This window comes from Streptosporangium brasiliense (assembly GCF_030811595.1).
GTDB lineage: Bacteria > Actinomycetota > Actinomycetes > Streptosporangiales > Streptosporangiaceae > Streptosporangium > Streptosporangium brasiliense.
Genome location: NZ_JAUSRB010000002.1, coordinates 5,807,156 through 5,826,387 on the forward strand (window position 1 = coordinate 5,807,156; position 19,232 = coordinate 5,826,387).

The 19,232-nt window shown below is 72.1% G+C and carries 19 protein-coding genes; 16 read left to right on the top strand and 3 right to left on the bottom strand.

Annotated elements, in window-relative coordinates; translation table 11 throughout:
* Positions 1-48 precede the first annotated feature (48 nt).
* Positions 49-249, bottom strand: a complete 201-nt coding sequence (locus tag J2S55_RS35030; protein WP_306869777.1) for an MbtH family protein — start codon at positions 247-249, stop codon at positions 49-51.
* A 239-nt stretch (positions 250-488) separates the two neighbouring features.
* On the opposite strand from J2S55_RS35030, the gene J2S55_RS35035 reads away from it, so the two are divergent.
* On the top strand, positions 489-1,007 hold the full coding sequence (locus J2S55_RS35035) for a YbhB/YbcL family Raf kinase inhibitor-like protein (RefSeq protein ID WP_306869780.1): 519 nt from the start codon (positions 489-491) through the stop codon (positions 1,005-1,007).
* Between the two features lie 338 nt (positions 1,008-1,345).
* On the opposite strand, the gene lysA is transcribed toward J2S55_RS35035, so the two are convergent.
* The gene (gene lysA, locus J2S55_RS35040; protein ID WP_306869782.1) at positions 1,346-2,626 is read right to left on the bottom strand and encodes a diaminopimelate decarboxylase; all 1,281 of its coding nucleotides are present in this window, start codon (positions 2,624-2,626) and stop codon (positions 1,346-1,348) included.
* 144 nt (positions 2,627-2,770) lie between these two features.
* Between lysA and J2S55_RS35045 the strand changes: the two genes are divergently transcribed.
* The 6 genes from J2S55_RS35045 (at position 2,771) to J2S55_RS35070 (ending at position 9,485) form a co-directional block, all read left to right on the top strand.
* Positions 2,771-3,655 carry an ABC transporter substrate-binding protein gene (locus J2S55_RS35045; protein WP_306869784.1) on the top strand — a complete coding sequence of 295 codons (885 nt, stop codon included), beginning with the start codon at positions 2,771-2,773 and terminating at the stop codon, positions 3,653-3,655.
* A complete protein-coding gene (locus J2S55_RS35050; RefSeq protein ID WP_306869787.1) occupies positions 3,646-4,566 on the top strand; it encodes an amino acid ABC transporter permease in 921 nt (306 codons plus the stop codon). The genes J2S55_RS35045 and J2S55_RS35050 overlap by 10 nt, the downstream gene beginning before the upstream one ends.
* Positions 4,563-5,330: an amino acid ABC transporter ATP-binding protein gene (locus J2S55_RS35055; RefSeq protein WP_306869789.1), complete on the top strand. Its 768-nt coding sequence runs from the start codon at positions 4,563-4,565 to the stop codon at positions 5,328-5,330. The genes J2S55_RS35050 and J2S55_RS35055 overlap by 4 nt, the downstream gene beginning before the upstream one ends.
* Complete coding sequence (locus J2S55_RS35060; RefSeq protein ID WP_306869792.1) at positions 5,327-6,931, top strand: N-acyl-D-amino-acid deacylase family protein; 1,605 nt, start codon at positions 5,327-5,329, stop codon at positions 6,929-6,931. The genes J2S55_RS35055 and J2S55_RS35060 overlap by 4 nt, the downstream gene beginning before the upstream one ends.
* Before the next feature lie 67 nt (positions 6,932-6,998).
* Positions 6,999-7,811 (top strand): serine hydrolase, encoded by an 813-nt coding sequence (locus J2S55_RS35065; RefSeq protein WP_306869794.1) that lies wholly within the window; start codon positions 6,999-7,001, stop codon positions 7,809-7,811.
* Between the two features lie 462 nt (positions 7,812-8,273).
* Positions 8,274-9,485 carry a phytase gene (locus J2S55_RS35070; protein WP_306869796.1) on the top strand — a complete coding sequence of 404 codons (1,212 nt, stop codon included), beginning with the start codon at positions 8,274-8,276 and terminating at the stop codon, positions 9,483-9,485.
* Between the two features lie 69 nt (positions 9,486-9,554).
* On the opposite strand, the gene J2S55_RS35075 is transcribed toward J2S55_RS35070, so the two are convergent.
* Entirely contained in the window at positions 9,555-10,724 is a 1,170-nt protein-coding gene (locus J2S55_RS35075) for an ABC transporter substrate-binding protein (protein WP_306869797.1), read from the bottom strand.
* Positions 10,725-10,939: 215 nt separating this feature from the next.
* Here J2S55_RS35075 and J2S55_RS35080 point away from each other — a divergent pair, with 215 nt between their 5' ends.
* From J2S55_RS35080 to J2S55_RS35120, 9 genes are all read left to right on the top strand, one after another.
* Complete coding sequence (locus J2S55_RS35080) at positions 10,940-11,683, top strand: GntR family transcriptional regulator (protein ID WP_306869800.1); 744 nt, start codon at positions 10,940-10,942, stop codon at positions 11,681-11,683.
* A 122-nt stretch (positions 11,684-11,805) separates the two neighbouring features.
* Positions 11,806-12,777: a Gfo/Idh/MocA family protein gene (locus J2S55_RS35085; RefSeq protein WP_306869802.1), complete on the top strand. Its 972-nt coding sequence runs from the start codon at positions 11,806-11,808 to the stop codon at positions 12,775-12,777.
* A complete protein-coding gene (locus tag J2S55_RS35090; RefSeq protein WP_306869805.1) occupies positions 12,774-13,028 on the top strand; it encodes a hypothetical protein in 255 nt (84 codons plus the stop codon). Before J2S55_RS35085 ends, J2S55_RS35090 begins: the two co-directional genes overlap by 4 nt.
* The gene (gene iolC / locus J2S55_RS35095) at positions 13,025-13,987 is read left to right on the top strand and encodes a 5-dehydro-2-deoxygluconokinase (RefSeq protein ID WP_306869807.1); all 963 of its coding nucleotides are present in this window, start codon (positions 13,025-13,027) and stop codon (positions 13,985-13,987) included. Before J2S55_RS35090 ends, iolC begins: the two co-directional genes overlap by 4 nt.
* Complete coding sequence (locus J2S55_RS35100; protein ID WP_306869810.1) at positions 13,980-14,861, top strand: class I fructose-bisphosphate aldolase; 882 nt, start codon at positions 13,980-13,982, stop codon at positions 14,859-14,861. The genes iolC and J2S55_RS35100 overlap by 8 nt, the downstream gene beginning before the upstream one ends.
* Positions 14,858-15,706, top strand: coding sequence for a 5-deoxy-glucuronate isomerase (gene iolB, locus J2S55_RS35105; RefSeq protein WP_306869811.1), 849 nt, complete (start codon positions 14,858-14,860; stop codon positions 15,704-15,706). The genes J2S55_RS35100 and iolB overlap by 4 nt, the downstream gene beginning before the upstream one ends.
* A complete protein-coding gene (gene iolD / locus J2S55_RS35110) occupies positions 15,703-17,550 on the top strand; it encodes a 3D-(3,5/4)-trihydroxycyclohexane-1,2-dione acylhydrolase (decyclizing) (protein WP_306869814.1) in 1,848 nt (615 codons plus the stop codon). The genes iolB and iolD overlap by 4 nt, the downstream gene beginning before the upstream one ends.
* Entirely contained in the window at positions 17,550-18,530 is a 981-nt protein-coding gene (locus J2S55_RS35115; protein ID WP_306869815.1) for an inorganic phosphate transporter, read from the top strand. Before iolD ends, J2S55_RS35115 begins: the two co-directional genes overlap by 1 nt.
* Positions 18,527-19,186 (top strand): DUF47 domain-containing protein, encoded by a 660-nt coding sequence (locus tag J2S55_RS35120; RefSeq protein ID WP_306869817.1) that lies wholly within the window; start codon positions 18,527-18,529, stop codon positions 19,184-19,186. Before J2S55_RS35115 ends, J2S55_RS35120 begins: the two co-directional genes overlap by 4 nt.
* Positions 19,187-19,232: the final 46 nt, after the last annotated feature.

Sequence of the window (19,232 nt, forward strand, 5' to 3'; positions counted from 1 at the left end):
CGCGACTCGCGATGGAGGCGGCCGGCAAGTGCGGAGCTTGGCAGCCGTTCAGAAGGTGGAGAGGCTGCGGGGACGCATGTCGGTCCAGCCCGCATCGATGAAGTCCAGACACCCCTGGCGGGTGTCATCCCCGTGCACGACGTCCCAGCCAGGGGGAACGTCGATGGACACGGGCCAGAGAGAGTGCTGTCCCGTGGTGTTCGTCAGGACGAGGTAACGGCCGTTTCCGTCCTCGAACGGATCGTTCATACAGACTCCGTGTTTCGGATGCGGCTTTTTGAACCATTTAGTCAACCGGAACGCAGGGTCGCTGCGTGGTAACCGGAGGCGGCCGAAAGCATCGTATTAGTGAATTGGTGATCTAAAAGCGGAGTATGCCGTCAAGGACTACGGAAGTGTCAACCCTTGACAGAGTGGGAAAAAGGGGCCAAGATCCCCTGCTGCCGGGTGCTTCCGGTGTAAAACGGGGACTGGGGAAACGGGGAACAATGGCCGAGCGCGCACCGCTGCCCTATGAATACCTGCGCCGGGTCCCGGCGTTCACGGTCGTCAGCGACGACCTCGCGGACGGGGGCGTCCTGCCCGACGCGCACGTCTACGAGTCCGGCAACCTCTCCCCGCACCTGCGCTGGTCGGGTGCCCCGGAGGGGACGAGAAGCTACGCGGTGACCTGCTTCGACCCCGACGCGCCCACCGGCAGCGGCTGGTGGCACTGGCTGCTGGTCGACATCCCCGCCGAGGTGACCGAGCTGCCGCGCGGTGCCGGGAGCGGTGCGATGGAGGGTCTGCCCAAGGGGGCCGTCCACGGCCGCAACGACTACGGCGCCTTCGACTTCGGCGGGGCCGCGCCGCCCCCGGGCCCGCCGCACCGCTACGTCTTCGCCGTCCACGCCCTCGGTGTCGAGAGCATCGAGGTCACCCCCGACCAGACGGCCGCCGTCTTCGGCGGGACGGTCAACCACCACGCCCTGGCCCGCGCGGTGCTCGTCGCCGAGTACGGCGTGTGACCTGGCAGGGCGTGCGGCCTGGTACGGCGCGCGTCCCTGCGCGGCGCGTGATTCCGAGCGTTATGTGACCTTGTGTGACGTGTGATCCAGCGCGGCGGGTGTCCTGGTGGGGCGGTGCGATCCGCCTCGCCGGCCTCCGGGGGTGAGAACGGCCACCGGCCGGGTGGTTTCGGCCCGGCCATTTCCGGTCCGGACGTTCCGGCCCGCCATTTCTGGGCCGGTTATTTCTGGGCCGGCCGTTTTCGGTCCGACCATTACGGGGCCAGGTCGGCCCTCCGGAGCCGGACCGGCCCCGCGCCCCGCAGTGGCCGGGCGCGGGGCGGGGATCGGGACGCCGCTCAGACGTAGAGGCGGAGCAGGTCCTCCTCGGTCTCCCGGCGCACGATCACCCGGGCCGTCCCCTCGCGGACGGCGACCACCGGGGGGCGCGTCACGTGGTTGTAGTTGCTGGCCATCGACCGCTGGTAGGCCCCCGAGGCGGGGACCGCCAGCAGGTCGCCGGGCCGTACGTCGGCGGGCAGCGGCAGGTCGCGGACGAGCACGTCGCCGCTCTCGCAGTGCCGGCCGACCACGGTGACCTCGCGGAGCGGGGCGTCGGAGGAGCGGGAGGCCAGGAGCGCGGTGTAGGCGGCGCCGTACATGGCGGGGCGGGGGTTGTCGCTCATCCCGCCGTCCACGCTGACGTAGGTGTTGACGCCGGGGATCTCCTTGACCGTGCCCACCTCGTAGAGGGCGACGGCGGTGGGCCCGGCGATCGAGCGGCCCGGCTCCACGGCGAGCCGCAGGTGGTCCGGGACGGTCGCGCGCAGGGCCGCGACCACCTCGGCCGGGCGCGGCGGCACCGGGTCGCCGGGCCGGTAGACGATGCCCAGGCCGCCGCCGAGGTCGAGCTTGGGGATCGTCACGCCGTGCTCGCGCTCGGCGGCCAGCAGGAAATCGGCCATCCGGCGGGCGGCCAGGGTGAAGCCGCCCAGATCGGTGATCTGCGAGCCGATGTGGGAGTGCAGCCCGGTCAGCTCCAGTGAGGGGGCGGCCAGCACCCGGCGGACCGCCTCGGCCGCCAGGCCCGCGCTGAGCGAGAACCCGAACTTCGAGTCGTCGCCCCCGGTGGCGATGAACTCGTGGGTGTGGGCCTCCACCCCGGGGGTGACCCGGATCATCACGCGCTGCCGGACCCCCGCCGCGCCGGCCAGCGCGGCCAGGCGCTCGATCTCGGCGAAGGAGTCCACGACCACGCAGCCGACGCCCCAGGCGACGGCGCGGCGCAGCTCGGCGACCGACTTGTTGTTGCCGTGGAAGACCACCCGTGAGGGGTCCATGCCGCCGGCCACGGCCACGGCCAGCTCACCCCCGGTGCACACGTCGAGGCAGAGCCCGGCCGCGTCCAGCCAGCGCACCACCTCGGGGCAGAGGAACGCCTTGCCGCCGTAGTGCACCTCGCCGTCGGGCAGCGCGTCCCGCCACTCCGCGCAGCGGCCCTGGAACTCCTCCTCGTCGAGGACGTAGGCGGGCGTGCCGAATTCGGCGGCGAGCTCCCGCACGCCGATCCCGCCGATGCGCAGTTCCCCGCCGGTCCATGCCGCGGTGCGCGGCCAGCCGTTCTCGATGACCAAGCTCATGCGGTCGAAGTTAGGGCTTCATGGCTTTTGTCCGGTCCCAGCGTCGAAGGTTTCGATGCTGAGGCTCGCAAGCATTCATCTGCGTTGGGGCTGTTACCTCCCGCCGACAGCATGAGCTCATCAATTCGCAAACCGGGAGGTTCTATGACAAAGCGCCTGTATTCGGTTATCGCTGTCGCGCTGGCCGTATCGGCGTTCGCCGGTGGCTGCGGGCGCTCGTCGTCGGGGACCGACGCCGGCGCGGGCGCCGCCTCGGCGGCGGGCAAGACCGCGAAAGACCTGGTGCCCGAGGCCGTGCGCAAGACGGGCAAGCTCCGGATGGCGACCTCCGAGGGCTACCCGCCGATGGAGATGTACAAGCCGGGCACCCAGGAGCTCACCGGTGTCGACCCGGACCTGGCCGCCGCGATCGCGGCCAAGCTCGGCCTGGAGGCGACGGTGACCAACGCGGCCTTCGACGGCCTCATCCCGGGTCTGCAGGCGGGCCGGTGGGACGTGGTGATGTCCTCGATGAGCGACACCGAGGAGCGCCGGGCGGCCGTCGACTTCGTCGACTACTTCAACGCCGGCGGGGCCATCATGGTCAAGAAGGGCAACCCCGAGGGCATCAAGACCCTTGAGGACCTGTGCGGCCGCACCGTCGTGCTGGCCAAGGGCAGCTCGAACCTCGCCATCGGGCAGCGGCAGGACGAGAAGTGCGCCAAGAAGATGCAGATCATGCAGAGTGAGGACGCGCCGACCGGCCTGCTCAGCATCGACTCCGGCCGCGCGGCCGCGACCATCGTCGACTCGCCCGTCGCGGCGATGTACGCCAAGGACACCGGCAAGTACGACGTGCTGCCCGAGCAGTACGACGCCGGCCCCTGGGGCATCGCCGTCGACCGCCGCAACACCGCGCTGCGCGACGCCGTCGCCAAGGCCATGCAGGAGCTGACGGCCGACGGCGGCTACAAGGCGGTTCTGGACAAGTACGGCGTCGCGAGCAACGCCGTACCCGAGGTGATGGTCAACACCAAGCCATGGAAGTGACCAAGACCCCCCAGATCGCCGAGGCCGCGCACCTGCCGATCGACGCGGTCCGCCCGCCGCGGCCCGGCCGGTGGATCGCCGCGGTGGTCGCCGCGTCCGCCCTGGTCTGGCTGGCCTACACGATCATCGTCAACGAGAACCTGCACTGGGACGTCATCGCCGAGTACCTGATGGACGGCAGGGTCCTCGGCGGCCTGTGGGTCACGGTCCAGCTCACCGTGCTGTCAATGGTGATCGGCCTGGCGCTGGGGATCCTCGCCGCGGTGATGCAACTGTCCGGCAGCCCCGTGCTGCGCGGCGCCTCCGGCCTCTACACCTGGTTCTTCCGCGGCACCCCGCTGCTGGTCCAGCTCATCTTCTGGTTCAACATCGGGCTGGTCTTCCCCTCCTTCGGCATCGGCGTGCCCTTCGACGGCCCCAAGCTGGTCGAGTGGCAGGCCAACGAGCTGATCACGCCCTTCACCGCGGCCCTGCTCGGCCTGGCGATCAACGAGGGCGCCTACATGGCCGAGATCGTCCGGGCGGGCATCCGCTCGGTGGACCCCGGCCAGCGCGAGGCGGCCGAGGCGCTCGGCATGTCGCACCGGCAGGTGCTCCGCCGGGTGGTGCTCCCGCAGGCGATGCGGGTGATCATCCCGCCCACCGGCAACCAGTTCATCTCGATGCTCAAGACCACCTCGATGGTCTCGGTCATCGCCGGCGCCGAGCTGCTGACCGTCTCCCAGCGCATCTACCTCGGCAACTTCGAGGTGATCGCGATGCTCATCGTGGCCTCCATCTGGTACATCGTGCTGACCACCATCGCGAGCGTCGGCCAGCACTTCGTCGAGAAACGGTTCGAGCGCGGTCACCACGCGCTGCGGACCAGGGTCCGCCGCAACCTGCGGCCGTTCGGCAGGGGGAACGCATGAAGGGCGAGCCCATGGTGAAGATCCGCTCGGTGCGCAAGTGCTTCGGCTCCGTCGAGGTGCTCAAGGGCATCAGCCTGGACGTGCCCGAGGGCGGTGTCGTCTGCGTCGTCGGCCCGTCCGGGTCCGGCAAGTCGACGCTGCTGCGCTGCGTCAACCGGCTGGAGACCATCGACTCCGGCCGCATCTGGGTGGACGGCGACCTGATCGGCTACGCCGAGCAGGGCGACCGGCTCCACCACCTGCGCCCCGCCCAGCTCTGCCGCCAGCGGCAGGAGATCGGCATGGTCTTCCAGCGCTTCCACCTGTTCCCGCACCGCACGGCGCTGGAGAACGTCATGGAGGGCCCGGTGGTCGTCAAGGGAGCCGCCAAGGCCGACGCCAGGAGGAAGGCGCTGGAACTGCTGGAGCGGGTGGACCTCGCCGGCCGGGCGGACCACTACCCCGCCCAGCTCTCCGGAGGCCAGCAGCAGCGCGTGGCGATCGCCCGCAGCCTGGCCATGGACCCCAAGCTGATGCTCTTCGACGAGCCGACCAGCGCACTCGACCCCGAGCTGGTCCAGGAGGTGCTCGCGGTCATGCGGGACCTGGCCGCCAGCGGCATGACGATGATGGTGGTGACCCACGAGATGGGCTTCGCACGCGAGGTCGGCGACAACCTGATCTTCATCGACGGCGGGGTGATCGTCGAGCAGGGACACCCCCGCGACGTGCTCGCCAACCCGCGCCACGAGCGCTTCCGCGCCTTCCTCGGGCAGGTGCTGTGACCCACTTCGACCTGCTGCTCCGGGGCGGCCTGGTGGTCGACGGCACGGCCGGACCGGATGCCTCCCGGCACGCCGACGTCGGGGTGGCCGCCGGCCGCCTCACCCTGCTGCCGCCGGGGGCCCCCGCCACCGCGCGCGAGAGCGCGGACCTGTCCGGCCTGGTCCTCGCCCCCGGGTTCATCGACGTGCACACCCACTCCGACGGCGTCACCCTGATCGACGGGGAGCTGGGCGGCGACATGGTCCGGGCCGCCGTCCTGCAGGGGGTCACCACGGAGATCTGCGGCAACTGCGGCTCCAGCCTCTTTCCCGCGCTGCCGGAACGGCTGGCCGCCATGCGCGCGGAGAGCCGGGTCTACTTCGGCGGCGACGTCGGGATGCACGAGGGCTTCGCCGAGTTCGCCGCCGCCCACGCCGCCGTGCCCCGCGCCAACCACCTCGCCTCCCTGGTCGGGCACGGCACGCTCCGCGCCGGAGTGATCGGCCCCGTCGACCGGGCCGCCACCCCCGGTGAGCTGGAGACCATGTGCGCGCTGCTCGACCGGGCGCTGTCGCAGGGCGCGGCGGGGCTCTCCACCGGGCTCATCTACACTCCCGGCACCTACGCGAGCACCGACGAGGTCGTCGCGCTGGCGGCCGTCGCCGCCCGGTACGGCAAGCCGTACGTCACCCACCTCCGCGACGAGATGTCGCGCGTGGAGGAGGCGCTGGAGGAGGCCGTCGAGATCGCCCGCAGGAGCGGCGCCCCGCTGCACGTCTCCCACCACAAGACGGCCGGCAAGTACGCCTGGGGACGCACCCGGCGCACCCTGCCCAGGATCGCCGCCCTGCGCGCCGAGGGCATGGACGTGACGTGCGACGTCTACCCCTACACCGCGGGGAGCACGGCGCTGGGCGCGATGCTCCCGCCCTGGGCCTCCGACGGCGGCATCTCCGCGCTGACGGCGCGGCTGGCCGACCCCGGCCAGCGCGACCTGATGCGGCGGGCCATCACCGAGGGCGTCCCCGGCTGGGAGAACACCGTCGGCAACGGCGGCTGGGACCGCATCTCGATCGCCTGCGCGCCACGCCACCCCGAGACGGAGGGCCACACGGTCGCCGAGCTGGCCGCCGCCCGCGGCCAGGACCCCCTCGACCTGGCCGCCGCCCTGCTCGTCGCCGAGCAGGGCGAGGTCACGATCATCAGCCATTCCATGATCGAGGACGACGTGCGGCGGGTGCTGGCCGCGCCGTACTCGATGATCGGCTCCGACGGCGTGCCCAAACCCGGCGGCCGGCCGCACCCCCGCTGGGCGGGCACGTTCCCGCGCGTGCTCGGCCGCTACGTCCGGGAGCTGGGGCTGCTGAGCCTGGAGACGGCGGTGCACAAGATGACGGGCATGGCCGCGGCCAGGTTCGGGCTGGCGGGACGCGGTGTGATCAAGGACGGCGCCCACGCCGACCTGGTCGTCTTCGACCCCGGCTCGATCGCCGACGGCGCCACTTTCGCCGACCCGCTGGTCCCCCCGGCGGGGATCCACCGGGTGATCGTCGCCGGTGAGACGGTGATCAGGGACGGGGCCGAGACCGGCGTCCGGCCCGGGGCGGTGCTGGCCACGTGAGAGGGGACCTCGCGCCGCCCGCGGCCGCGGCCTCTGCAAGGATGACGGGTTCCGGAAGGATGGGACGATGACAGAGCTCGACGCGGCGTGCGAGGGCGGCGCCTGCACGGTGGCCGTGTCGGTGCCGGGACTGATCTCCCTCGACGAGGACACCGAGCTGACCCTGGCGAGCACCGGCAAGCTGCTGCTGCTGGCCGTGGTGGCCCGGGCGCTCGCCGCGGGGGAGCTCGACCCCGCCGAGGTCGTGGAGATCCAGGAGGACGACCGCTGCGGCGGCTCCGGCCTGCTCGGCGTCCTGTCCGCCCGCCGCTGGACCGTCGGGGACCTCGCCGTGCTCACCGCGTCGGTCAGCGACAACACCGCGACCAACGCGCTGCTGCGCCGGCTCGGCCTGGACCGGGTGGCCGAGGGCGCCGCCGGGCTCGGCTTCGCGCGGACGCGGATCCTCGACCGGATCCGCGAGCCGCGCCTGCCCTCCCATCCGCCCACCTTCGCCGTCGGCACGGCGGGGGAGCTGGCGCGGTTCGCGGCCGGGCTCGACGGCAGGCAGGAGTGGACCCGGCTGCTGCTGGGCTGGATGGCGCACAACACCGACCGGAGCCTGGTCCCCGCCCTGCTGCCGCACGAGCCGGAGGACCGGCGGATCCCCGGGGCCGTCCCCGCCGGGACGGTCTGGGTGGCCAACAAGACCGGCACCGACACCGGTGTGCGGGCCGACGTCGGGGTGATGATCGGCCCCGGCGGCCGGATCGGCTACGCCGTGCTGGCCAACGGTCCCGCCGGCAGCGAGCACGCCCTGGTCACCCGGGCCCGCCAGGCCGGACTGGCCATCGGTCGCCTGGCCGGCCTGCCCGACGGCGTGGCGGATCTCGCCACCTGACCGGCGCCGCCGGTGCGGCGGCGTGGCTGGTCCTGTCACGTGGCCGGCCTGCCCACCGACGTGGCGGATCTCGTCATGTGACTACCGCCGCCTGACGGCGCGGCTGGCCCTGTCACGCGACCGGCGCCGCTGGTGCGGCGTTCCTGATGCCGGACCGGCCTCGGCCCGGGTCCACGGCGTTCCACGCCGGGGCCCGGGCCTGTCGTTTTCAGCGGGCCGTTCCGGGCCGGGCGGTATCCCTTCCCCGTGCTCTCCCGGTGCCCTTCCCTGTGCTCTCAGGCATCGGATGATCCCATGCTCGCAATCTTAATATGTCATGACATAAGGATGTCCTATTGCTTTGTCGTAAATTCGTAGTTACGTTCTTGTGCGACACCAACCCCCCAACGAGGAGGCGCGATGCGTCCCCTGTCCAGGCTTTCCCTGGCAGTCCTTACGTTCTCGCTGGTAGGAGCACTATCGGTGCCGGCCACAGGGCAGAGCATCCCGTCGGCGGACCCGGAGCTGGAGACCCCCGCCCTGTTCGACGACGAGGCGGGCGGCAACGCCAACGGTGACGACCCGGCCATCTGGGTCCACCCGTCCAGGTCCGACAGGAGCCTGGTGATCACGACGGCCAAGGAGGGAGGTCTCTACGTCTACGACCTCGACGGCGAGCAGCTCCAGCATCTCCCCGCGCCCTCGGCGCCGGGACCCGACGACGAGACCGGGCGCTTCAACAACGTCGACGTCACCTACGGCTTCGGCGGGCGGGACCTGGCGGTCGTCTCCGACCGCGGCCGCGACCAGCTCCGGATCTACGCCGTCGCCCAGGGGCAGCTGACCGACGTGACCGACCCGGCGGCGCCGTTCGTGTTCAACACCACCCAGCAGCAGGTCAACGACGCGGAGACGGCCTACGGCCTGACCACCTGGAAGGACTCCACCGGCACCTACGCGCTGGTCAGCCGCCGGCACAGGTCCTCGGTCGGCCTGGTCAAGCTCCTCCCCAAGCCGGGCGGCAAGGTCGGATACCAGCTCGTCAGGACGCTGGACCTGCCCGCGTCCTTCACCCTGCCCAACGGGCAGAGCTGGACCCCCTGCGACGAGCCGGGCAGGCAGCCGCAGGTCGAGGGCATGGTCGTGGACCAGCAGACCGACGTGCTCTACGCGGCCCAGGAGGACGTCGGCATCTGGCGGATGCGGGCCGACCTCACCGGGACGCCGGTGCTCCTGGACAAGGTCCGCGAGTACGGCGTGCCCGCCACCTATGATCCGGTGGCCGATGAGTGCGTCCCCGGTGCGGACCCCGGCTACGGCGGTCGGCACCTGGCGGCCGACGCCGAGGGCCTCACGATCTACTACCGGGACGGCCAGAAAGGCTACCTCCTGGCCTCCAGCCAGGGTGACAACACCTTCGCCGCCTACCGCAAGGAAGGCGCCAACACCTATCTCGGGCAGTTCCGCGTCGGGTCGCACGACGGCGTCGACGGCGTCGAGCACAGCGACGGCTCGACCGTGCTGAACGTCCCGCTGGGCGACTTCGAGGAGGGCCTGTTCATCACGCACGACGGCGCCAACACGCCGGCCGTGCCCGACCGGGAGAACACGAACTTCAAGTTCGTCGGCTGGGAGAACATCGCCGACGGGCTCGACCTGGACGTCGACACCGACGGCTGGGACCCGCGCGACTGAGAACGAGGAAAGCCCCCGGCGACCCCTGAAATCCGCCCTGGCTCGCCGGGGGCTTCTCCGTTCACCGGATCATCCGTGGTTGACGCGCCAGAAGTCGGAGACCGTCTGGCGGTTCTGGAGGTCGCCGAGCAGTCCCTTGGGGTCGGTGTGGAAGAGCCGGGCCTGCCAGTCGTCCAGCCCGGGCGGGGTGACCAGCGGCTTGACCGTGGCGTTGCCGGAGACGCCGCCCTCGCCGATCTCGTGCTTGACGCCCTCCTCGGTCATGATGAAGTGGACGTACAGCTTGGCCGCGTTGGGGTGCCTGCTCTTGGTGGCGACCGCGACATACTTGGGATAGCTGAAGCCGGCGAACGGCGTCATCGCCGCGCACGTCGACTGGGCGTACCCCTTGTCCTCGTTGTTGCGGAACTTCGAGATCGACATGAAACCGATCTTCTTGTCGGTGGCGCCCGGCGCGCCCACCGCGCCGGAGATGTCCTCGTCGGATCCGGTCAGCACCGGCCTGTTGCCCGCCACCCGCTTGATCCACTCGTAGGCGGCGCTCTTCTCCCCGGTCTCCAGCGCCTTGCCGTACTTCGCCTGGTAGGCCTGTTCCAGCGCCTGGTTGCCGTGGGCGTCGAGCTGGGTGAAGAACGACAGCACGGTCGGTTTGCCCAGCGGATCCTGCATCACCAGCTTGCCGGCCCACTCCGGCTCGGTCAGGTCCCACACGTTCTTCACCGGGCACCCGCCGGGGGAGAGCTTGGTGTTGTAGGCGAAGACGGTGGCCTTCGACAGCGCCAGCAGCGGGCTGTGGTTCTCCTGCGGGATCTGGTCCTTCAGGTCGGCGGGCACCCAGGTCCGCGCCACGTCCTGCGGGATGAGCTGGCCCACCAGCACCCCGCCGTCCTCGTGCATCGCCGCGTCGATCGTCACGTTGTCGGCGGCGTGTTCCCTGGTCATCTTCTCGGCCGTCTGCGGGGTGTCGGACTTCACCCCCTCCATCGCGATGCCGTACTTCTCGGTGAACGCCTTGGCCACCTCCTCGATGTCGCCGCTGGAGTCGTAGACCAGCAGGCTGCCCTCCTTCTTGGCGGCCGTGACCAGCGCGTCGAGGTCGAAGTCCGCGTCGACCGAGGGGCCGGGCAGCGGCGTGGCCGCCGCCGTCCCGGGCGGGGCACCGGCGCCCGTGGAGGGCGCGCACGCGGCGACGGCCAGTGCCAGCAGCGCCGCAGGGATGATCTTCCGGGTACGCCTCACGATGGCGTCACTCCTCTTGCCTCTCAAGGGGTCGCATGCGCCGCGCAGAGCCCCGATCCGGCGCCGCAGTGCGCTCAACGATGAACGTCATGTGAACAATTTGTCAAGACATACTTACCTCTGTGAAGCGCTCGGCGCGGTCCCGTCGCGTACCTCGTGGACGGGCGGTGGCGGGCCATTGGTCAGGACATCCTGATGTCCATTACTGTCTGACCGTGACTGTGACGAGATTGGACATCGACCTCGACAGGTCGAGCCCCGTGCCCCTCTACTTCCAGGTGGCCGAGCGGATCGCCGAGGCGATCCAGGCCGGTGAGCTGCTCCCGGGAGCCCGGCTCGACAACGAGATCCAGCTCGCCGACCACCTGGGGCTCTCGCGCCCGACCGTCCGCCAGGCCATCCAGTACCTCGTCGACAAGGGGCTGGTGGTCCGCAAGCGTGGCGTCGGCACGCAGGTCGTGCACGGCCAGGTCAAGCGGGCCGTCGAACTCACCAGCCTCTACGACGACCTGCGCAGGGCGGGGCAGGAGCCGGTCACCCGGGTGCTGTCCATCGGCACGGTCGCGGCCGAAGAGGACGTCGCCGGCGCCCTGGGTCTCCCGCCGGGCACCGCGGTGCTCCGGCTGGAGCGGCTCAGATACGCGCTGGGGGAACCGCTGGCCCTGCTGCACAACTGGCTGCCGGTCGGGCCGGCCCCCCTGTCGGCCGAGGCGTTGGAGGGACGGGGACTCTACGAGCTGCTCCGCGCGACGGGCGTCCGCATGCGGGTCGCCAACCAGCGGATCGGCGCCCGCGCCGCCACCCCGGCGGAGGCCCGGCTGCTGCAGGAGCGCCGTTCCTGCCCCCTGCTCACGATGGTCCGCACGGCCTATGACGACCAGGGCAGGGCCGTGGAGCACGGCTCCCACGTCTATCGCGCCTCCCACTACTCCCTGGAGGTCACCCTCGTGGAGCGCTGACCGCGCCCGCCGTCCGGCGCCTCAGGCTGGTGATGATGATAGATAGTCCGAATGTCAGGACAAAGTCTTGACTGCCATCTGTCGTTCATCTAGAACTGGAGGCCCCTGGACGAGGAGTCATCATGCGTGTGGGCTTGCTGGGCCTTGGTCGTATAGGCGCGTTTCACGCCGCCACCCTCGCTGCTCTTGTCGACGAGCTGGTCGTCTCCGACGCCGACCGGAGCCGGGCCGAGGCGGTGGCCGGACAGCTCGGGGCCCGCGTCGGCGACGCCTTCGACGCGGACGCGGTGGTGATCGCGACTCCGACGGCGGGTCACGCGGAGCTGTTGCTGCGGGCCTGTGAGCTGGGGGTGCCGGCCTTCTGTGAGAAGCCGGTCGCGATCGGGGTGGAGGACACGCTGCGGGTCCTCAAGGCGGCCGAGCGGAGCGGGACGGTGGTGCACATCGGGTTCCAGCGGCGTTTCGACGCCGGTTACGCGGCGGCGCGGGCGGCGCTGCGCGGGGGCGGGCTGGGCACGTTGCACCGGGTGCACCTGGTCACCGCCGATCCCCGGCCGCCGGCGGCCGGTTACGTGCCCGCCTCGGGGGGGATCTTCCGGGACTGTCACATCCATGATTTCGACATCCTGCGCTGGGTCACCGGCCGTGAGGTGGAGTTCGTCTATGCCGCCGGTGCCAACCGGGGTGCGGCCTTCTTCGCCGAGGCCGGTGACGTCGACACCAGTGCCGCGCTGCTCATCCTGGACGACGGCACGCTGGTGACGGTGCAGGGCTCGCGTTACAACGGCGCCGGGTACGACGTGCGGATGGAGCTGGCGGGCACGGTGGGGACCCAGGTGGCGGGTCTGGATCGGCGTGTGCCGCTGACCAGCGCCGAGGGGTGGCAGCCGCCGGGTGAGCCGTGGCCGGACTTCGCCGTCAGGTTCGAGGCCGCCTACGTGGCCGAGATGGGCGCGTTCCTGGCCGCGGCGCGGGGCGAGCGGGAGAGTCCCTGCACGGTCGATGACGCCCTGGCCGCGCTCTACGTCGCCGAGGCCGCCGAGCTGTCCAGGCGCGAGGGGCGTCCGGTCCGGATGGCGGAGGTGACCAAGTGAAGACCGCCGCTGCCCCGATCTCCTGGGGCGTCTGCGAGGTGCCGGGCTGGGGCCGCCAGCTCGACCGTTCCCAGGTGCTCGCCGAGATGCGCGACCTGGGCCTGACCGCCACCGAGGGGCTGGGCGCGGCCGGATACTCCGGCTGGTACGTCCTGGAGCAGGACGTCGTGCTCGGCTCCGAACCTCCAGCCGGCGCGGGCCCGCTCGACGACGTCCGCGCGAGCCTGGCCTTCCTCAGGAGCGTCGCGTGATCGAGGTGTTGACCATGGGGCGGGTGGGGGTGGACGTCTACCCGCTGCAGGTGGGGGTGGGGCTGCGGGAGGTGGAGACCTTCGGCAAGTATCTGGGCGGCAGTCCGGTCAACGTGGCGGTGGCGGCGGCCCGGCTGGGCCGTTCCAGTGCGGTGATCACCCGGACCGGGGCCGATCCGTTCGGGTTGTTCGTCCATGACGCGTTGCGGGCCTACGGGGTCGATGACCGGTATGTCACGGCGGTGCCGGGGCTGCCGACGCCGGTGACGTTCTGTGAGATCCGGCCGCCGGAGGATTTCCCGCTGTATTTCTACCGGCATCCCAAGGCGCCGGATCTGGAGATCTTGGCGGGGGAGTTGGATCTGGAGGCGGTGGCCGGGGCGCGGGTGCTGTGGGCGACGGTGACGGGGTTGTCGCGGGAGCCGTCGCGGGGGGCGCATTTCGCGGCGTGGCGGGCGCGGGGGCGGCGGGTGCACACGGTGCTGGATCTGGATTACCGGCCGGTGTTCTGGCCGGGGGTGGGGGCGGCGCGGGCGCAGGTGCGGCGGGCGTTGGGGCAGGTGACGGTGGCGGTGGGGAATGTGGATGAGGTGGAGGTGGCCACCGGGGTGCGGGAGCCGTTGGCGGCGGGGCGGATGTTGCTGGAGGCGGGGGTGGAGCTGGCGGTGATCAAGCGGGGGTCGGCCGGGGTGGTGGGGATGACGCGGACGCAGACGGTGGAGGTGGCGCCGGTGCCGGTGGAGGTGGTCAACGGGTTGGGGGCCGGTGACGCCTTCGGCGGGGCGTTGTGTCATGGGTTGTTGGAGGGGTGGCCGTTGGAGCGGGTGCTGCGGTTCGCCAACGCGGCGGGGGCGATCGTGGCGGGGCGGTTGGCCTGCGCGCCCGCCATGCCCACCCTCGACGAGGTGGAGGGCGTCCTGTCCGATGACACGTTGAAGGGAGATGCCGCACATGCGTGAGGAGGACTATCACCGGCTGCGCGAGACCCGCGCGCGTTCTCCCTGGCGGGTGGCCGAGGCGGCGGCGGCCCGGCGGCGGCGGAGCCTGCTGGAGGACCGTGACCGGCTTCTGATCGTCGCGGCCGACCACACGGCGCGGGGCATGCTCGGTGTCGCCGGCCGGCCGATGGCCATGGCCGGCCGCGTCGAGCTGCTGGCGCGGCTCATGACCGCCCTGGCCCGGCCGGGGGTGGACGGCCTGCTGGCCACCCCCGACATCGTGGAGGACCTGCTGCTGCTCGGCGCGCTGGAGGGCAAGCTCGTCATCGGCTCGATGAACCGGGGCGGCCTGCAGGGCGCGGCCTTCGAGTTCGACGACCGCTTCACCGCCTACGACGCCGCCTCGATCGTCCGGATGGGCCTGGACGGCGGCAAGATGCTCTGCCGGATCGGTCTGGACGACCCCGCGACCGCCGCCACCCTGGAGTCCTGCGCGACGGCGGTCACGGAGCTGGCCGGGCACGGCCTGATGGCGATGGTCGAGCCGTTCTGGTCGCGCAGGGTCGACGGCGCGGTCAGGCACGACCTGTCGCCGGAGGGGATGATCCACGCCATCAGCGTCGGCCAGGGGCTCGGCGCGACCTCCGCGCACACGTGGCTGAAGCTCCCGGTGGTCGACGACATGGAGCGGGTGATGCGGGCCACGACGCTGCCGACCCTGCTGCTCGGCGGCGACCCCGCCCAGGCGCCCGAGCAGGTCTTCGACTCCTGGAGCAAGGCGCTGCGCCTGCCCGGGGTGCGGGGCCTGGTCGTCGGCCGGGCACTGCTCTACCCGCCCGGCGACGACGTGGCCGCGGCGGTCGACACCGCGGTGAGCCTGCTGGAGACGTCATGACGCACATCCCCCGCGGCGCGGCCGCATCCTCCCCATGGGCGGTGGAGATCACTCCGGAGTCGGCCGGGTGGGCCTACGCCGGGCTGCGGGTCGTGGACCTGTCCGGCGGGAGCGTGGAGTTCACCACCGGTGAGGAGGAGATGCTGGTCCTGCCGCTGTCGGGCCCGTGCGAGGTCGAGTGCGACGGCGTACGGCTGTCGCTGGCCGGCCGGACCTCGGTCTTCGACACGGTCACCGACTTCGCCTATCTGCCGATCAGGACGTCTGTCCGGATCACCGGCCGGGGCCGCTTCGCGCTCCCCGCGGCGCGGGCGACCCGGCGTTTCCCGGTCCGGTACGGCCCGGCGCGCGAGGTGCCGGTCGAGGTGCGCGGCGCGGGCCAGGCCAGCCGCCAGGTCAACAACTTCTGCGCCCCCGACGCCTTCGACTGCGACAAGCTGGTGGCGGTCGAGGTGCTCACCCCCGGCGGCAACTGGTCCTCCTACCCCCCGCACAAGCACGACACCGCCTCCCCGCACGAGGCCGTGCTGGAGGAGATCTACTACTTCGAGGGCGGCCCCGGCTACCAGCGGGTCTACGGCACCCACGACACCCTGACCGAGGTCTCGGGCGGCGACGTGGTGCTCGTCCCGCACGGCTACCACGGCCCGTCGATGGCCGCCCCCGGCTACGACCTGTACTACCTCAACGTCCTGGCCGGACCCGCCCCCACACGGTCCATGGCCTTCCGCGACGACCCCCAGCACGCCTGGATCCGCTCCTCCTGGGCGGGGCAGGCGATCGACTCCCGCGTGTCGCGCCGTGTCGCGGACGCCCGGGCCGGATCCCTCGGAGGCACTTCATGAGGCTCACCACGGCGCAGGCGCTCGTGCGCTTCCTGGCCAACCAATGGACCGAACGCGACGGCGCCGAACACCGCCTGATCCCCGCCGTCCTCGGCATCTTCGGCCACGGCAACGTCGCCGGCCTCGGCCAGGCCCTGGCCGAACAGGGCGCCGGCAGCCACGCCGCACTGCCCTACCACCCGGCCCGCAACGAACAGGCAATGGTCCACACCGCCGTCGGCTACGCCCGTACCCGCCACCGCCTGTCCACCCTGGCCTGCACCACCTCCATCGGGCCCGGCGCCACCAACCTCGTCACCGGCGCCGCCCTGGCCACCATCAACCGCCTGCCCGTCCTGCTGCTGCCCGGCGACGTCTTCGCCACCCGGGTCGCCAACCCGGTGCTGCAGGAACTGGAGGACCCCCGCTCCTACGACGTGACCGTCAACGACACCCTCCGCCCGGTCAGCCGATTCTTCGACCGGATCAACCGGCCCGAGCAACTACCCTCGGCGCTGCTGGCCGCGATGCGGGTGCTGACCGACCCCGCCGAGACCGGCGCGGTCACCCTCGCCCTGCCCCAGGACGTCCAGGCCGAGGCCCACGACTGGCCCGCGGAGCTGTTCGCCCGCCGCCTGTGGCACGTGCCCCGCCCCGTCCCCGAACCCGCCGCGCTGGCCCGCGCCCTGACCCTGCTGCGCACCTGCCGGCGGCCGCTGATCATCGCCGGCGGCGGCGTCAAACACAGCGACGCCTGCGTCGAGCTGGCCGCCTTCGCCGCCCGCCACCGCATCCCGGTCGCCGAGACCCAGGCCGGCAAGGGCGCCCTGCCCCACGACCACCCCCACGCCGTCGGCGCCATCGGGCACACCGGCACCGCCGCCGCCAACGCCCTGGCCCGCGAGGCCGACCTGGTCATCGGCGTCGGCACCCGCTACAGCGACTTCACCACCGCCTCCCGCACCCTGTTCGGGCAGGCGAGATTCCTCAACATCAACATCACCGCCTTCGACGCGGTCAAACACGCGGCGCAGACGCTCGTCGCCGACGCCCGCCAGGCCCTGCTTACGCTGAGCGGGCAGTTGGACGGCTGGAGCGCCGACCCGGGCTGGAGCGCCCGCGCCACCCAGCTCACCACCGCCTGGCAGGCCCGCACCGCCGAGCTGACCGCCGGTGACGCGCTCACCCAGCCGGTGCTGCTGGAGACCCTCAACCAGTGCGCCCAGCCGTCGGACGTGGTGGTCAACGCCGCCGGATCGATGCCCGGGGACCTGCACAAACTCTGGCGCGCCGGCGGCCCCGACCAATACCACGTCGAGTACGGCTACTCCTGCATGGGCTACGAGATCGCCGGCGGCCTCGGCGTGAAACTCGCCGCCCCCGACCGGGAGGTGTTCGTGCTGGTCGGCGACGGCTCCTACCTGATGATGGCCCAGGAGATCGTCACCGCCGTGCAGGAGGGCGTCAAGCTCATCGTGATCGTGGTCGACAACCACGGCTATGCCTCCATCGGCGACCTCAGCGAGTCGGTCGGCGCCCGCCGGCTGGGCACCGCCCACCGCGCGCGCGGCGCCACCGGCGAGCTGGACGGCCCGTTCCTGCCGGTGGACCTGGCCGCCAACGCCGCCAGCCTCGGCGCCGACGTGTCGCGCGCCGACAGCCGCCCGGCGCTGCGGGAGGCGCTGGCCGCCGCCCGCGCCTCCACCCGCACCACGGTCGTCTGCGTCGAGACCGTTCCCGGCCCCGGCCCGGACACCACCGCCTGGTGGGACGTCCCCGTCGCCGAGACCTCGGGACTGGCCGAGGTCAGGGCGGCACGCCGGCACTACGAGCAGGCCAAACGCGACCAGCAGCCCTACCTCTGATGGGGTGGACGCTGGCGTTCGCCGCGGTGGCGGTCCTCTTCGTGCTGGTCAGCGGGGCCAACGACGGGGCCACGCTCATCGGCCTCGGCCTCCGGTTCCCCCGCTCCCCGGGATGGGCGGTCGCCGCGCTTCCGGTGGCGGTGCTCTTCGCGGTGCCGTACCTGCTGGGGATCACGGTCGCGCGGACCTTCACCGAGCGGCTGGCGGGGCTCGGGACGAGCGGCGGCGCGGCGGCGTTCCTGGCGGGGGTGGCGATCGCGGTGGCCGTGGTCGCGGTCCTGACCGGCAGGGGGCTGCCCACCAGCCTGACGCTCGCGGTGATCGGCGGCATAAGCGGCGCGGGGATCGGCGCCGGGCTCCCGGTGTCGTGGTCGGCCCTGGCGGCCGTCCTGGCGGTCGGGGCCGGCGCGCCCCTGGCCGGGCTGGTCCTGGGCTACCTGCTGGGGAACGTGTCACGCCGGGTGCCGTCCCACCGCCGGATGTCCCGGCTCGTGCTCGCCGCCCACCTGCTGGCCTACGCGGCCCAGTGCGTGGCGTACGCGCTGAACGACGGCCAGAAGATGATCGCGGTGGTGAGCGTCGCGGTCGGTGTGGGCCGTCACGGGCTGGGCGGCGTCGGCCCCGTCGAGGTGCCGCCGGCGTGGATGGCCGTCCTCGCGGCGGTCTTCCTCGCCGGCGCCCTGACCAGCCTGGCGCCCGTCGGGGAGCGGCTGGGCCGCGGCCTGGTCATCACCCGGCCGCTGCACATCGTCTCGGCCGAGGCGGCGGCCACCGGCGCCGTCCTCGGCAGCTCGGCCCTGGGGAGCCCGGTGAGCATGACCCAGTCGATCACGGCCGGGGTCGTCGGCGTGGCGGCGAGTGAGGGAGCCAGGAGGGTGCGATGGCAGGGCGTCGTGAACATGGGCACGGCATGGGTGGTCACGCTGCCGTCGTCGATGGCGCTGGGCTGCCTGGCCGGACTCGCGCTGAGGCTGCTGTGAGCGGCGCCGACGGCCGCGCCCGGCGGTTCGCGCGGGCCTGGGACGACCTGCGCGGCCGGTCCGGACGGCGGGTCGTCGACCTGGTCCGCGGCCAGGTCGACGTCGCCCGGGCCGGGGCCGTGCTGGCCCGCTCGACCGCGTCCGGCGCGGTCGGGCGATCGGCCGCGCGCGCCCAGATGGCCGAGGTGGAGCACGAGGGCGACGCGGCGCGGGCCGAGCTGGTGCGCGTCCTGCGGCGGGTGCTGGCGACCCCCATCGACCGGGAGGACCTGTTCAGACTCTCCCGCTCGGTCGACGACGTGCTGGACCACCTGCGCGACTACGTGCGTGAGACCGACCTGTTCGGGCCGGAGGACCTCGGCTTCGCCGTCGAGCCGCTGCAGGCGGTGATCGACGGTCTCGACGAGCTGGAGAACGCCGTCCTGAAGATGATCGACGACCCCGGTTCGGTCACCGTGGCCGTGCTGGCGACGCGCAAGTCCTGCAGCCGGGTCCGCCAGCTCTACCAGACCCGGCTCACCGAGCTGTTCGCCGGGCCGCTGGAGATGGACACCCTGCGCCGGCGCGAGCTGCTGTCGCGTCTCGACGCGGTGGGCCGGCGGCTGGGCGAGGCCGCCGACGCGCTCGCCGACGCGATGCTCAAGCGGAGCCACTGATGTCCGAGCGGAGCCATCGACGTTCAAGTGGAGCCCCTGACGCCCG

Excerpts from the sequence above, each read along its gene's own strand:
- J2S55_RS35030 (WP_306869777.1), bottom strand. The coding sequence starts at position 249 with ATGAACGATCCGTTCGAGGACGGAAACGGCCGTTACCTCGTCCTGACG.
- J2S55_RS35035 (WP_306869780.1), top strand. The coding sequence starts at position 489 with ATGGCCGAGCGCGCACCGCTGCCCTATGAATACCTGCGCCGGGTCCCG.
- lysA (WP_306869782.1), bottom strand. The coding sequence starts at position 2,626 with ATGAGCTTGGTCATCGAGAACGGCTGGCCGCGCACCGCGGCATGGACC.
- J2S55_RS35045 (WP_306869784.1), top strand. The coding sequence starts at position 2,771 with ATGACAAAGCGCCTGTATTCGGTTATCGCTGTCGCGCTGGCCGTATCG.
- J2S55_RS35050 (WP_306869787.1), top strand. The coding sequence starts at position 3,646 with ATGGAAGTGACCAAGACCCCCCAGATCGCCGAGGCCGCGCACCTGCCG.
- J2S55_RS35055 (WP_306869789.1), top strand. The coding sequence starts at position 4,563 with ATGAAGGGCGAGCCCATGGTGAAGATCCGCTCGGTGCGCAAGTGCTTC.
- J2S55_RS35065 (WP_306869794.1), top strand. The coding sequence starts at position 6,999 with ATGACAGAGCTCGACGCGGCGTGCGAGGGCGGCGCCTGCACGGTGGCC.
- J2S55_RS35085 (WP_306869802.1), top strand. The coding sequence starts at position 11,806 with ATGCGTGTGGGCTTGCTGGGCCTTGGTCGTATAGGCGCGTTTCACGCC.
- J2S55_RS35100 (WP_306869810.1), top strand. The coding sequence starts at position 13,980 with ATGCGTGAGGAGGACTATCACCGGCTGCGCGAGACCCGCGCGCGTTCT.
- iolB (WP_306869811.1), top strand. The coding sequence starts at position 14,858 with ATGACGCACATCCCCCGCGGCGCGGCCGCATCCTCCCCATGGGCGGTG.
- iolD (WP_306869814.1), top strand. The coding sequence starts at position 15,703 with ATGAGGCTCACCACGGCGCAGGCGCTCGTGCGCTTCCTGGCCAACCAA.
- J2S55_RS35115 (WP_306869815.1), top strand. The coding sequence starts at position 17,550 with ATGGGGTGGACGCTGGCGTTCGCCGCGGTGGCGGTCCTCTTCGTGCTG.